At 72.5% G+C, this 13055-nt stretch carries 16 protein-coding genes; 11 read left to right on the forward strand and 5 right to left on the reverse strand.

The window, feature by feature from the left end; genetic code table 11:
* Positions 1 to 19: 19 nt before the first annotated feature.
* From ABIC30_RS04230 to ABIC30_RS04270, 9 genes are all read left to right on the forward strand, one after another.
* A complete protein-coding gene (locus tag ABIC30_RS04230) occupies positions 20 to 1096 on the forward strand; it encodes a Nit6803 family nitrilase (RefSeq protein WP_020091616.1) in 1077 nt (358 codons plus the stop codon).
* Positions 1050 to 2153, forward strand: coding sequence for an MSMEG_0568 family radical SAM protein (locus ABIC30_RS04235; protein WP_020091617.1), 1104 nt, complete (start codon positions 1050 to 1052; stop codon positions 2151 to 2153). Before ABIC30_RS04230 ends, ABIC30_RS04235 begins: the two co-directional genes overlap by 47 nt.
* On the forward strand, positions 2153 to 2695 hold the full coding sequence (locus tag ABIC30_RS04240) for an MSMEG_0567/Sll0786 family nitrogen starvation N-acetyltransferase (protein ID WP_020091618.1): 543 nt from the start codon (positions 2153 to 2155) through the stop codon (positions 2693 to 2695). Before ABIC30_RS04235 ends, ABIC30_RS04240 begins: the two co-directional genes overlap by 1 nt.
* Positions 2692 to 3687, forward strand: coding sequence for a sll0787 family AIR synthase-like protein (locus tag ABIC30_RS04245; RefSeq protein WP_020091619.1), 996 nt, complete (start codon positions 2692 to 2694; stop codon positions 3685 to 3687). The genes ABIC30_RS04240 and ABIC30_RS04245 overlap by 4 nt, the downstream gene beginning before the upstream one ends.
* Positions 3684 to 4865 carry an MSMEG_0565 family glycosyltransferase gene (locus ABIC30_RS04250; RefSeq protein WP_020091620.1) on the forward strand — a complete coding sequence of 394 codons (1182 nt, stop codon included), beginning with the start codon at positions 3684 to 3686 and terminating at the stop codon, positions 4863 to 4865. The genes ABIC30_RS04245 and ABIC30_RS04250 overlap by 4 nt, the downstream gene beginning before the upstream one ends.
* Complete coding sequence (locus tag ABIC30_RS04255) at positions 4862 to 6130, forward strand: MSMEG_0569 family flavin-dependent oxidoreductase (protein ID WP_020091621.1); 1269 nt, start codon at positions 4862 to 4864, stop codon at positions 6128 to 6130. Before ABIC30_RS04250 ends, ABIC30_RS04255 begins: the two co-directional genes overlap by 4 nt.
* A 260-nt stretch (positions 6131 to 6390) precedes the next feature.
* Complete coding sequence (locus ABIC30_RS04260) at positions 6391 to 6840, forward strand: DUF3617 domain-containing protein (RefSeq protein WP_020091622.1); 450 nt, start codon at positions 6391 to 6393, stop codon at positions 6838 to 6840.
* Positions 6841 to 7067: 227 nt separating this feature from the next.
* Complete coding sequence (locus ABIC30_RS04265) at positions 7068 to 8756, forward strand: methyl-accepting chemotaxis protein (protein ID WP_354454176.1); 1689 nt, start codon at positions 7068 to 7070, stop codon at positions 8754 to 8756.
* 344 nt (positions 8757 to 9100) lie between these two features.
* Positions 9101 to 9289, forward strand: coding sequence for a hypothetical protein (locus ABIC30_RS04270; RefSeq protein WP_354454178.1), 189 nt, complete (start codon positions 9101 to 9103; stop codon positions 9287 to 9289).
* Positions 9290 to 9474: 185 nt separating this feature from the next.
* On the opposite strand, the gene ABIC30_RS04275 is transcribed toward ABIC30_RS04270, so the two are convergent.
* The 4 genes from ABIC30_RS04275 to ABIC30_RS04290 form a co-directional block, all read right to left on the reverse strand.
* On the reverse strand, positions 9475 to 9624 hold the full coding sequence (locus tag ABIC30_RS04275) for a hypothetical protein (RefSeq protein ID WP_020091626.1): 150 nt from the start codon (positions 9622 to 9624) through the stop codon (positions 9475 to 9477).
* 94 nt (positions 9625 to 9718) lie between these two features.
* Positions 9719 to 9976 carry a hypothetical protein gene (locus tag ABIC30_RS04280; RefSeq protein WP_020091627.1) on the reverse strand — a complete coding sequence of 86 codons (258 nt, stop codon included), beginning with the start codon at positions 9974 to 9976 and terminating at the stop codon, positions 9719 to 9721.
* A gap of 120 nt (positions 9977 to 10096) precedes the next feature.
* Positions 10097 to 10303 (reverse strand): hypothetical protein, encoded by a 207-nt coding sequence (locus tag ABIC30_RS04285; RefSeq protein WP_354454180.1) that lies wholly within the window; start codon positions 10301 to 10303, stop codon positions 10097 to 10099.
* 109 nt (positions 10304 to 10412) lie between these two features.
* Positions 10413 to 10907: an HD domain-containing protein gene (locus tag ABIC30_RS04290; protein WP_020091629.1), complete on the reverse strand. Its 495-nt coding sequence runs from the start codon at positions 10905 to 10907 to the stop codon at positions 10413 to 10415.
* Between the two features lie 281 nt (positions 10908 to 11188).
* Between ABIC30_RS04290 and ABIC30_RS04295 the strand changes: the two genes are divergently transcribed.
* A complete protein-coding gene (locus ABIC30_RS04295; protein WP_020091630.1) occupies positions 11189 to 11431 on the forward strand; it encodes a hypothetical protein in 243 nt (80 codons plus the stop codon).
* Positions 11432 to 11482: 51 nt separating this feature from the next.
* Here ABIC30_RS04295 and ABIC30_RS04300 read toward each other — a convergent pair whose 3' ends face one another.
* Positions 11483 to 11881 (reverse strand): PRC-barrel domain-containing protein, encoded by a 399-nt coding sequence (locus tag ABIC30_RS04300; protein WP_020091631.1) that lies wholly within the window; start codon positions 11879 to 11881, stop codon positions 11483 to 11485.
* A 279-nt stretch (positions 11882 to 12160) separates the two neighbouring features.
* Between ABIC30_RS04300 and ABIC30_RS04305 the strand changes: the two genes are divergently transcribed.
* Positions 12161 to 13048 (forward strand): DMT family transporter, encoded by an 888-nt coding sequence (locus ABIC30_RS04305; protein ID WP_103985209.1) that lies wholly within the window; start codon positions 12161 to 12163, stop codon positions 13046 to 13048.
* Positions 13049 to 13055 lie beyond the last annotated feature (7 nt).

Consider the following 13055-nt stretch of genomic DNA (forward strand, 5'->3'; position numbering starts at 1 on the left):
CTCAGCCGGAGGACCACCCATGTCAGAGACCCGGATCGTGCGGGCTGCCGCGATCCAGATCGCGCCGGACCTCGACCGCCCGGACGGCACCCTGGAGCGCGTGCTCAACGCCGTCGACGAGGCCGCCGCCAAGGGCGCGCGCTTCATGGTCTTCCCCGAGACCTTCGTGCCCTACTATCCGTACTTCTCGTTCGTTCTCCCGCCCGCGCTCCAGGGGCCCGAGCACCTGCGCCTCTACGAGCGCGCGGTCGCCGTGCCGGGTCCGGCGACGCAGGCGGTCTCCGCGGCCGCGCGGCGCCACGGGGCCGTGATCGTGGTCGGGGTCAACGAGCGCGACCACGGATCGCTCTACAACGCGCAGCTGATCTTCGACGCGGACGGCGCCCTGAAGCTCAAGCGCCGGAAGATCACGCCGACCTACCACGAGCGCATGATCTGGGGGCAGGGCGACGGCGCCGGCCTCGCCGTGGTGGAGACGGCGGTCGGCCGCGTTGGGGCGCTCGCCTGCTGGGAGCACTACAACCCGCTCGCCCGCTACGCCCTGATGGTGGGCCACGAGGAGATCCACGCCGCGCAGTTCCCGGGCTCCCTCGTCGGCCAGATCTTCGCCGACCAGATGGAGGTGACGATCCGCCACCACGCCCTGGAGGCGGCCTGCTTCGTGGTCAACGCCACCGGCTGGCTCACCGACGCGCAGGTCGCGCAGGTCTGCCCGGACGAGCGCCTGCGCGGCGCCTGCCGCGGCGGGAACTGCACCGCCATCGTGTCGCCCGAGGGCAAGCACCTCGCCGATCCCCTGGGACCGGGCGAGGGCATCCTGATCGCCGACATGGATCTCGCGCTGGTGACCAAGCGCAAGCGGATGATGGACTCGGTCGGCCACTACGCGCGGCCGGAACTCCTCAGCCTGCTCCACGACGACCGCCCGGCCGCCTTCGTGCAGCGGCCGGCCCGTTCGCAGACCGCCCCCCGGAGCCCCGACCATGAGCAGCAGCCCGCTTCCGACGCGCCGTCCCATATCCCCGCCGGCCCCGACGGGCCTGATCGGGATGCCGACGGAGCGCCTGATCAACGCGTTGCAATCCTGCGGCGTTAGGCTCGCCGACAGCCGCGCCGGCGCGCCGAGCCGCCGCGGCGGCGCCGGCCCCTCGGACCACAAGGCGATGACCATCGCGGGCCGCACCGTGATGGTGCCGGTCCACACCGAGGCCGCCTTCGACTCGCCCTTCCTCGTGCGCCCGCCGGACGCGGACGGGATCGCGGTGATCGAGCACGCGGGCGTCGTGGTCGGCCACGTCACCTTCCCGGGCCGCCCGCGCTTCTACGCCCTCTCCACCTTCGACGGCGTGCCCTACGCGAAGATCGCCGTCCTGCACGGGCGCGACGTGCTGGCCACCACGGTGCTGCAGACCTGCATCCGCTACCAGAGCCGCGCGAAGACCTGCCAGTTCTGCTCGATCGGCCAGTCTCTGGCGGCCGGCCGCACGGTGGCCCGCAAGACGCCCGAGCAGCTCGCCGAGGTCGCCCGCGCCGCCGTGCTGCTCGACGGCGTGAAGCACATGGTCATGACCACCGGCACGCCGAACGCCACCGACCGCGGCGCCGCGATCCTGTGCGAGAGCGCCTTCGCGGTGAAGGCGGCCGTCGACCTGCCGATCCAGGCCCAGTGCGAGCCGCCCGACGACGACCGCTGGTTCGAGCGGATGAAGGCCTCAGGCATCGACGCGCTGGGCATGCATCTCGAGGCCGTCACGCCCGAGGTGCGGGCGCGGATCATGCCCGGCAAGGCGGGCGTGCCGCTGGAGCGGTACTACGACGCCTTCGCGGCCGCTGTCCCGGTCTTCGGGCGCGGCCAGGTCTCCACCTACATCCTCGCCGGCCTCGGCGACGCGCCGGAGGCGATCCTCGCGATGGCCGACCGGCTGATCGGGATGGGCGTCTACCCGTTCGTGGTGCCCTTCGTGCCGATCTCCGGCACGCCGCTGGAGAGCCATCCGGCCCCCGGGCACGACTTCATGCACGCCGTCCTGAAGCCGCTCGCGGAGATGCTGGGGCGGGCGAACCTGCGCTCCACCGACATCAAGGCCGGCTGCGGCCGGTGCGGCGCCTGCTCGGCGCTCTCCACCTACGAGCGCGCGGGGGAGGCGGCCTGATGTTCGACCCCGTTCCGCCGTACCGGCCCAGCCACTTCCGGGTGAAGTTCGCGGTCGCGCCCTGGGAGCGGCGCGCCTGCGCGGCCCTGCGGCGGCAGGTCTTCTGCGCGGAGCAGGGGATCTTCAGTGCGGACGATCGCGACGCGATCGACGCGCACGCCATCCCGGTCTGCGCCCTCTCGACGCTCGGCGGCGACGCGGACGCCGTCGTCGGCACCGTGCGGATCCACGAAGACGGCGCGCGCCCGGGAACGTGGTGGGGCTCGCGCCTCGCCGTCGCCAAACCGTTCCGCAGCGCCGCCGCCCTCGGCACCGGCCTGATCCGGGTCGCGGTGTCCTCGGCCCACGCGCGGGGCTGCACCCGCTTCCTCGCGCACGTCCAGGAGGGCAACGTCGCGCTGTTCGAGGCCCTGCACTGGGAGAGCCTCGACGCGCTGGACCTGCACGGGCGGCCCCACCGCCTGATGGAGGCGGACCTCGCGGCCTACCCGCCGATGCACGATCCCGAGCAGGGCCTCCTCACCTTCCGCAGGGCCGCGTGACCGCCGGGATCGACGTCCGGGCGCTGGCCCGCCAGATCCGCGAGGCCCGCGGGGTCGGCCACAAGCGCGACATCGACGCGGTGGTGCGGCGGCTCGGGCTCGGGAGCCGGCACGCGGCCGTGCCGGTCGGCGACGATTGCGCGGCGATCCCCGACGGCGACGGGCACCTGCTGCTGGCCATCGAGGGCTTCCTCGACAGCTTCGTGGCCGACGATCCGTACTTCGCGGGCTATTGCGGGATCATGGTCAACCTGAGCGACGTCGCCGCCATGGGCGGGCGCCCGCTCGCCGTCGTCGACGCCCTCTGGGCCCGGGAGGCCGGGACCGCCGACCCGATCCTGGCCGGCCTGTCCGACGCCGCCGCGCTCTACGGCGTCCCGGTGGTCGGCGGCCACACCAACACCCGCGCGGCCGCCGGCAACCTCGCGGTCGCGGTGCTCGGCCGGGCGGGACCGCGCCTGCTGACGAGCTTCGACGCCTCGCCCGGCGACGACCTCGTCGCCGCCATCGACCTGCGCGGGCGTTTCCGCGACCCGCACCCCTACTGGGACGCCTCCACCGGCGCGCCGGGCGCGCGGCTGCGCGGCGATCTCGCCCTGCTGCCGGGCCTCGCCGAGGACGGCCTGGCCGGCGCCGCCAAGGACATCAGCATGGCGGGGGTCGTCGGTACGGCCCTGATGCTGCTCGAATGCTCCGCCGTCGGCGGCGTCATCGACCTCGACGCGATCCCGCGGCCCGACCACGTCCCGCTCACGCGCTGGCTGACGGCGTTCCCGAGCTTCGGCTACCTCGTCAGCGTCCGCCCCGACCGCACGGCGGCCGTCACCGCGCGCTTCGCCGAGCGCGGCATCGCGGCGGCCCGGATCGGGAGCCTCGACGCCGGCCGGGCCGTCCGGGTGCGGGACGCCTCGGGCGCCGAGGCCATCGTGTGGGACTTCGCCGCCGGCCCACTGATCGGCTGCGGCAGGGACGGCCTGGGGGCGACGCCGTGAAGCCGCTGCGCGTCGCCCTCCTGACCCACTCCACCAACCCGCGCGGCGGCGTCGCCCACTGCCTCGCCCTCGCCGAGGCCCTGTGCGAACTCGGTCACGCGGCGGTGGTCCACGCGCCCGACCCGTCCGTCCGCGGGTTCTTCCGAGACGCGTCCTGCGCGACCGTGGCGGTCGCCGCCGAGCCGGTCGCGGGCGGGACGACCGACCTCGTACGAACCCGCATCCACGACTACCTGCGCCACTTCGCGAGCCCGGCGGCCCGCGATTTCGACGTGTTCCACGCCCATGACGGCATCGGCGGCAACGCCCTCGCGACCCTGAAGCACCGGCGCCTGATCCCGGGCTTCGTCCGGACCGTCCACCACGTCGACAGCTTCGCCGACCCCGTCCTCGCGGGCTGGCAGGACCGCGCGATCCGCGAGGCGGGCCGGCTGCTCTGCGTCAGCCGCTTGTGGGCCGACTGGATTCGGGACGCGATCGGCGCCGAGGCCGGGATCGTCGGCAACGGGGTCGACCTGTCGGTCTATCGCCCCGCGGCCGCGGAGGGCGACGCGGCTCTGCGGGCGCGCTGGGGGCTCGGCGCGGGGCCGATCGTCCTCAGCGTCGGCGGCCTCGAGGAGCGCAAGAACAGCCTCGGCATCATCGCGGGGTTCGCGCGCCTGCGGACGCGCCACCCGCATGCCCAGCTCGTCGTCGCGGGCGGAGCCTCGCTCCTCGACCACGCCGGCTACCGCGAACGCTGCCGCGCGGCCCTCGTCGCCGCGGGTCTGGAGGTGGGCCGCGGCGCGGCCGTCATCGAGACGGGGCCCGTCGCGCAGGCCGACATGCCGGCGCTCTACCGGGCCGCGGACCTGCTGGCCTTCCCGTCCTGGACCGAGGGGTTCGGCCTCTGCGTGCTGGAGGCCATGGCCTGCGGAACGCCGGCGATCGTCTCCGACCGGCCGCCCTTCACCGAGTACCTGACGCCGGCCGACGCGCTGTTCGTCGACCCCGCCGACCCCGCCAGCATCGCCGCCGCCATGGCGGCGGCGCTGGAACCGCGGACCCGCGCCCGCCTGCGGGCGGCGGGGCTGGAGCGCGCGGCCGCCCATTCCTGGCGCGCCTGCGCGACGCGTCACCGCGACGCCTACGCCGCCTGCGCCCGCGGCGCGGCAGCCTTCACGGAGTTGCAGCCATGACGACAACGACCCGTCACGTTCCCGTCGCCGTCGTCGGCGGCGGCCAGGCCGGCCTCTCGGTCAGCTACCACCTGAAGCAGCGCGGCATCGCGCACCTCGTCTTCGAGAAGCACACGGCCGCGCACACCTGGGCGACGCAGCGCTGGGACACGTTCTGCCTCGTCACCCCGAACTGGCAGTGCGACCTGCCGGGCCACCCCTACGACGGGCCGGACCCGGACGGGTTTATGAGGAAGGACGAGATCGTCGCCTACCTGAAGGCCTTCGTCGCCAAGGTGAGGCCGCCGCTCCGCGAGGGCGTGGCGGTCACGCGCGTGGCGCGGCGCGACGACGGCGTGTTCGCGGTCCGGACCTCGGAGGGCGACTACACCGCGGACGAGATCGTGGTGGCCTCCGGCGGCTACCACACGCCGATCGTCCCGCGCATGGCCGAGAAGCTGCCGCCCGCGATCACCCAGATCCACTCGAATCAGTACCGGAACCCGGCGCAGCTGCCCGACGGCGCGGTCCTGGTCGTCGGCTCGGGGCAGTCCGGCGCGCAGATCGCCGAGGACCTGCATCTCGCCGGACGGCAGGTACATCTCGCCGTGGGCGACGCACCCCGCTGCGCCCGCTTCTACCGCGGCCGCGACGTCGTCGCGTGGCTCGCCGACATGGGCTACTACGAGAAGACCGTCGACGATCACCCGCTGCGCGACGGTGTCCGGGACAACACCAACCACTACGTGACCGGTCGCGACGGCGGCCGGGATATCGACCTGCGCCGCTTCGCCCTGGAGGGCATGGCGCTCTACGGCGTCCTCGAGGACTACGCGGCGGGCGCGCTCCGCTTCCGGGACAACCTCCGGCCCGCGCTCGACCAGGCCGACCGGACCTACAACGGCATCAACGCGGCCATCGATGCCCATATCGACGCGGCCGGCATCGCGGCGCCGGTCCAGGCGCGCTACGCGCCGGTCTGGGAGCCGGGCGAGCCGGTCACCGCGCTCCCCCTCGAAGGGTCCGGCATCGCCAGCGTGGTCTGGTGCATCGGCTTCGCGCCGGATTTCCGGTGGCTCGACGCGTCCGTGTTCAACGGCGCCGGCCAGCCGAAGCACAGGCGCGGCGTCACGGCCGAGGCGGGCATCTCCTTCATCGGCCTGCCCTGGCTGAACACGTGGGGCTCGGGCCGCTTCGGCGCGGTCGGCCGCGACGCCGAGTACATCGTGCAGGTGATCGAGGCGCGTCTCGGCGCCGGTGCGGTCGGCCTGAAGCGGGCGGTGTGAGTCGGATCATCATCCGGTCAAACCCGGGCGAAACCTCCCCTCGGTCATCCCGGCATTCGGACCGCTCAAGCCGGGTATCCGCGGCCGAAGTGCCGATCCCCTCCAGTGTTCCGGAGCGAACGCTGGTCCAGGATCGACTTGTTCGCCTGTATCGCATCGGTTAGCCACGCCCCGTTGCGGCGCCTGAGTCGCGTCAGAGCCAGGGATCATCCATGCGAGCACGTACCGTCGGTATCGGGATTGCGGCGATTCTGTCCGCGATGACCAGTGTGGCCTCCGCCGAGACGTTGCCGGCACGCAAGGCCGGCCTGTGGGAGAGCAAGACCACGTCGCCCGACGGCAACACGACCGCGCGTCAATGCATCGACGAGAAGACCGATCAGATCGCGCAGGCCGCGTTCGGGGGCGGCCAGAACTGCGCGAAGCGCACCATCGTCAAGACGAGCACCGGCTACAAGGGCGAGACCGAGTGCAAGCTCGGCCCGATCTCGGCCGCGGGCACGACCGAGATCAGCGGCGACTTCAACAGCAAGATCCACATGGAGGTGGATACGACGCTGACCGGCATGCCGAACGCCAAGGAGCCCGTGCGACGCCAGATGGTGATCGACGCCACCTACATCGGTCCCTGCGCGGCCGGACAGAGCCCGGGCGACATCATCCTGCCCGACGGCAAGATCGTGAAGATGCCCCAACCGGCGGCCAGATAGGCACACCGGCAGGCGCCTCGGGCGCGGGCGAGCCCGTCGGGTGCCGCCCCGCGTCCGCGCGGGCGCCGCCGCGGAGATCCAAGCCGCGAAACCGGCATCCCTCCGTGAGACGGCGAGCGACAGCCCGCGAGTCAGGGGAAGGTCTGATTAGCGGATATTAAATACATTTCGCTAATCGTGCGTCGTGCAGCCGCAGAATTGTTCTATTCGGCTCCGTCGAGGCCGCCGTGTCGCTACAGAGTGTCTCCATTCGTACAAAGCTGGTCGTGGCCTTCTCGGTCCTGACCGTTTTCGTGATCGGGCTCGGCGTGCTCGGGCTCGTGAGTACGCGCAAATTGCGCGAGCAGGCGGTTGAGATCGATACGAACTGGCTGCCGAGCATCCGGGCGCTGGGCGAGATCGACACGCTGACCGCCCGCAGCAGCGGCCTTCTCCTGCGGCACACGCAGGCGACCGATCCGGCGCTGCTCGCCAGCATCGAGAAGGATATGGACAGCTTCGACCGGAAGCTGGCCGACCGGGTCGCCGTCTACAAGGGCCTGCTCAGCTCGCCCGAAGAGCGGTCGCTCTTCGACGCGTTCAACCAGGAATCTCAGACCTTCAAGGCGGTGCGCAACGACGTCGTCGACCTGTCGCGGGCCGGGAAGAAGACCGAGGCCTATCAGCTCTACGAGACGAAGGGCCTCATCCCGCGCCGCGCCGCTTCCAAGGCTCTCGAGAAGCTGATCGCCATCAACAACGCCGGCGCCGATGCCGCGCAGGCCCAGGGCACCGCCGTCTTCAACGAGACCTGGACGGTGAGCCTCGTCGCGATCGCTCTCGCCGTGGCGGTCTCCGTTCTGTCGGGCGTGATCATCGTCCTCGGCGTCACCCGCGGCATCGCCGCGGTGGTGCGGCCGATGCAGGCGCTGATCGCCGGCGACCTGTCGGCCGAAATCCCGCATCAGGGCGAGAAGACCGAGATCGGCACCATCGCGTCGGCCGTCGCGGTGTTCAAGCAGGGTCTTATCCAGATGAAGGCGCTGGAGGCCGAGACCGCGCAGGCGCGCCTCGCCGCCGAGGAGCAGCGCCGGATCGGCATGCGCCAGATGGCCGACAGCTTCGAGGCGGCGGTCGGCGGCATCGTCGGGCAGGTCTCGGCCTCCGCGACCGAGCTGCAGGCCACCGCCGGCTCCATGTCGGCCATGGCAGGCCAGACCTCGGCGCAGTCGGGGGCGGTCGCGGCCGCCGCCGAGGAGGCCGCCTCGAACGTCAGCACCGTCGCGGCCGCCGCCGAGGAACTCGGCGCCTCCGTCCAGGAGATCGGGCGCCAGGTCCAGGGTTCGGCCGAGCTGGCCCGCTCCGCCGCCGGCGAGGCGGACGAGACCGGCGCCCTCGTCCAGGAACTCAGCGGCGCCGTCGCCAAGATCGGCGACGTGGTGGGCCTGATCTCCTCGATCGCCGGTCAGACCAACCTCCTGGCGCTGAACGCCACGATCGAGGCCGCCCGCGCGGGCGCGGCGGGCCGCGGCTTCGCGGTCGTCGCCTCCGAGGTGAAGGCGCTGGCGGAGCAGACCGCCCGCGCGACCGGGGAGATCTCCAGTCAGATCGGCCGGATCCAGGGCGTGACCGGTCAGGCGGTCTCCGCCATCGGGACGATCACCGGGCGCATCCGCGAGATCAACAGCGTCGCCACCTCGATCGCGGCCGCCGTCGAGGAGCAGGGCGCGGCGACGCAGGAGATCGTCCGCAACGTCACCCAGGCCGCGCAGGGCACCGGCGAGGTGACCAGCAACATCGCCGGCGTGGCCGGCGCCGCGGAGGAGACCGGCGCGGCGGCGAGCCAGGTTCTCGGCGCGGCCTCGGAGCTGTCGCGCCAGTCCGAGCACCTGTCCGCCGAGGTCGGTCGGTTCCTCGCGACCGTGCGCGCCGCCTGACGCGCCGACTGAGGAGCCCGGCGATATAGGCCGCTCCGGCCAGTTCATCGCCGGGGTGTGCCGCAGCACCTCGGCGGGGAAAGCTTGAGCTTACATCAGGGTTACACCGCGAACACAGTCGCGGACCTGATGGAGACTTCCATGACCCTCGTTGCCCGCTTCGCCCTCGCCACGGCCGTCGCCGCCGCCACCGTCGCGGTTCTCGCCGGGACCTACGTCGAGATCCTGGACCGTGCCCTCCCGATGCACTTCGTCTGAGACGGCGGGTGCGAACCGGTTGAAGACCGCATCCCGGGTCGCCGCCGTCCGGCGGCGGCGACCCGGGATGCGGGAGGGAGGTGCAGATGACTCGAATCCTGACATCCGTCCTCGACGGCGCCGTGTGGGTCGCGGACGCGCTCGACGATATCCTCGTCGAGGCGGCTCTCGGCTTCGGCGCCGCCGTACCGCCGATCGCCGACCCGTCCGGCGATCCGCCGACCGGCGCAACCACCGGCCAATCCGAGACAAGTCCCTCGCCGATCCGGACTTGACCGCCCGGGATGCCCGGCCGTCGCCGGTGCCGACCCCGGAGGTGTCGCGACGGTCCGGATGACCGGGTTCCCCGGTCGGGCCGCAGAGACGTGTGGCCTCCGCCACAGAGGCAACGGACCCGCGTAACGAACAGCGGCGGCTAGGCGAGCGTCCCCGTCCGCACCTGCCCCGTTCGGGAACGGCTCTAGCGCTTCTGCGTGTTCGGCGCCGATTGCGGCTCCATCTTGGTGGAGTCGGGTTTCGTCGGCGTGTTGTTCTGCGCCTGCTTGTCGTCGCAGGCGGCGAGGCCGAGCAGCAGAAGAGCGGCGAGTGAGATGCGGGTGCGTGCCGACATGGATCCTCCCTGTAGCGTGTGAGGGCGCGGAGATCCTGTTTGGCGATATCGCCAAACAGGATCTCCGCGCCGCTCGCTGCGCGACGCGGTCCCGTCAGCGGCCGCCGGCCGGCGGCTTGGAGCCGGATCCGGCATCGTTCGGGCCGGTGCTGTTCGTCGTACCGGAGCGGCTCATCGAGCCGGTCGACGGGCCACTCCCGGCGGCGCCGGGTGTCGAGCCGGACCCCGCGTCGCTCGGGCCGGTGCTGTTGGCCGTGCCCGACCGGCTGGTCGCGCTGCCGGCATTCTCGGCTGCCGTGGCGGGAATCGCGGCCGCGAGGAGGGCGGCGATGGCGAGACTCGTGACCTTCATGGCGGATCTCCCTCTCGGTCCGGCAATCGCTCTCGCGGAGCCGTTACCGGTCGTGCGGGCAACCCCGCGCCACCGCCGCTGTTCCGACCGCGTCGCCGACCGGCCGGCACGGGTCCCGGATCACGATGCTTCCGGTGGCGCGTCCTCCCGGACCGCAGCCGGGGTGGCGGCGCGCGCCTGCTCGTCGGGCATCCGGTAGCCGCGATCCCAGGTGGCCCAGGATTCCGAATCCGCCGGATAGGGGTTGGCGGTGATCGGATCGCCGCGGTCGCGGGCGTGGCGCCCCTCGTCGCTGATCGCGGCGGGTGAACGGATCGACGGTGTCATCGGCGCTTCTCCGGCACTCACATCCCCGGGTCCGGAACCTCGGCGGTCAGCCCGGGCGTTGCATCATCTACCGGACGCTCGCGCGAATGTTCCCCGCCTGGGTTGGTGCTCAGCGGCCGGTGTACCCGCGCGCCGCCGCCGCCGCCTTCAGGCGCTCGAACGCCGTCGCGTAGCGCTCGCGCAGGAACGCGGCGTTGGGCGGGATCCGGGTCGGGCAGAGGTTGTCCTCGGTATCGGACATCTTGATCAGCAGCGCGGCGAGGTTGCCGGCCGCGATCAGGGTGGTGATCCGCTCGGAATACGCGATCCGACTCTGCGGCTTCGTGAGAAGCGTCACCGTCTCGACGATGTCGGCCTCGAAGCCGGCGGCGCGGAGGTCCGCCGCCGTACGCGGCGTGTCCTCCAGCACATCGTGCAGGAGCGCCGCCTGCATGACTCGCATCGGGTCGATGTCGAGCCCGTCGATGAGTCGGGCGTGACCGGCCCGGGTCTGGGCGGCGTTCGCAACGCGTTCCAGGTGCCGCATGCACGGCTCGCCGCCCTTGTCGAGCTGACCCGCATGCGCCGTGAGGGCGAAGGTATGGGCATCGAAAATCGTCGGCACGCGACCGGCTCTCCAGATCGACCGGCCCGGATCGGCGCCGCACCGGCTTCCCGTTGCGGGAAGTCGGGTCCCCGCCGCGGCGTTCCCGCAGGATCGCCTGCCGCGCGGCGCCCCGTCGCCCGGTGCCGTCCCGGGGCGGGACTACCTCATTTCGTGGATGCGCAGTCTTCGCGCTCGATTCAAAAGTTCACGTTGGCAACACTATTGCTCAGCTCCCGTGGAATCGCCATCTGTTGTTCCATAATCGGACAAGCGGCGAGTCGCGCTTCAGGATCGAGACCATGACGTCCGGAACACTCGAGAAGCCGCTGGATGTCGGCGGGCCGCTGAGCCGCAGGGCGGCGGCGCTGGCCAACGTCCGCTGGTTCCGCGCGCTGGCGTGGCGCGCCCTGCGCGACGGCGGCCCGCGGGCCGAGCTGCGCGCGTCCAACGCGCGGGCCGCGGCGCGGATCGTGCTGCGCCAGGCCAAGCGGGAGGCCCTCGTCGCCCGCCTGGCGCGACAGGCCCTCGACGCCTCCGTCTGAGTGCGGGGCGCCGGGTCGGCCGGGCGCTGGGCCCGGCCGCGGCGGTGTGCCTCAGCGCTTGAACTTGCCCTCGTACTTAAACTCCGGCGCCGCCTTCAGCTGGTCCTTGCTGGCGCCGATGATGGCCTTCCACTTCTTCGCGTCGGCGTCGTAGCCCAGCGCGATCGAGCTCGGCGAGACCGCGACGTAGCGCTCGCCCAGGCCGAGGAAGCCGCCCACCGAGACGATGTAACCGGCCAGCTTCCCGTGATCGATCACGAGGTCCTTGATCTCGCCGACCGTGTTGTTCTGCGCGTCGGTCACGTTGAGACCGATGAGGTTGTAGCTGAGCACCGCGTCCTGCGGCACGGTCTCGAATTTGGGCGCGACCGTCTGCGGCGCCTCGTTGGCGGCGAGCGCGGGCCCGGCGAGGGCGGCGGCGGCGAAGGCGGCGATGACGAGGCGGCGCATGGTGTACTCCAGTGGCCCGGTATGGGTGGTCTGAAATGGCCGCCTCGGGCGCATCGTTCCGCGACTGCACGGAAATGTTAATGCGCGGAACATGGAACCTTCGGCCGGCGCACGACCCGCGCGGCGACACCCCTCACGAGGCTCCGACGCGGTGAACGGGGTGGCCAACTGTATCGAAGATCGACCGGGACAGATTGCCCGGCCGCGCCCCCACCGTTCCTGGCCGACCGCGCCCCGGCACGGCATGCCGGGACCCGCACGTATCGGGAGGGGACAGCCGTGGCGGGGGGAGTGATCGAGACGACGCGCGGACCGGCGACCGGCGCCTGGGTGGACGGCCTCATCGGCGTCGCGATCTTCAGCGCGTCGCTGGTCGCGACGCGCCTCGCGCTGACCGGCATGGACGCCCTGTTCCTCAGCGCGGCCCGGGCGGCGCTCGCCGGCCTCGCCGGCGCGGCCGCTCTGCTGGCGCTCCGGCAGGCGCGCCCGCGGCGCACCGATCTCCCGGCGCTCGCCATCGTGGCCGCGGGCGTCGTGGTCGGCTTCCCGCTCCTCACCGCCCTGGCCCTGCGCACGGTCGGCGCCGCGCACGGCACCGTCTTCGTCGGCCTGCTGCCCCTCGCCACCGCCCTGTTCGGCGCGCTGCGCTCCGGCGAGCGACCGTCACCGGTCTTCTGGCTGCTCTCGATCACCGGCGCGCTGGTCACGGTCGGCTTCGCCGCGCGGGGGCTCGACGGTCCGCCGGGTCCCGGCGACGCCTTCATGCTGGCCGCGATCCTGCTCTGCGGACTCGGCTACGCCGAGGGCGGCGTCCTGGCCCGCCGGTTGGGCGGCTGGCAGGTGATCGCCTGGGCCACCGTCCTGTCGCTGCCCGTGAGCCTGCCCCTCGCGCTGCTGCTCCGGCCGGCCGAGCTGGCGGCGATCCCGCTGCCGGCCTGGGCGGGACTCGGCTACGTCGCGCTGTTCAGCATGCTCATCGGCTTCGTGTTCTGGTACCGCGCCCTGGCGCGCGGCGGCATCGCGTCGGTCGGCCAGCTGCAGCTGCTGCAGCCGTTCCTGGGCCTCGGCGTGGCCGCGCTGGTCCTCGGCGAGCACATCGAGCCCGCCATGATCGCCGCCGCCCTGGCCGTGGCCGCCTGCGTGGCGCTGGCGCGGCGCTTCGCCTGAGAACGAC

Source organism: Methylobacterium sp. 1030, assembly GCF_040544715.1.
Taxonomy (GTDB): domain Bacteria; phylum Pseudomonadota; class Alphaproteobacteria; order Rhizobiales; family Beijerinckiaceae; genus Methylobacterium.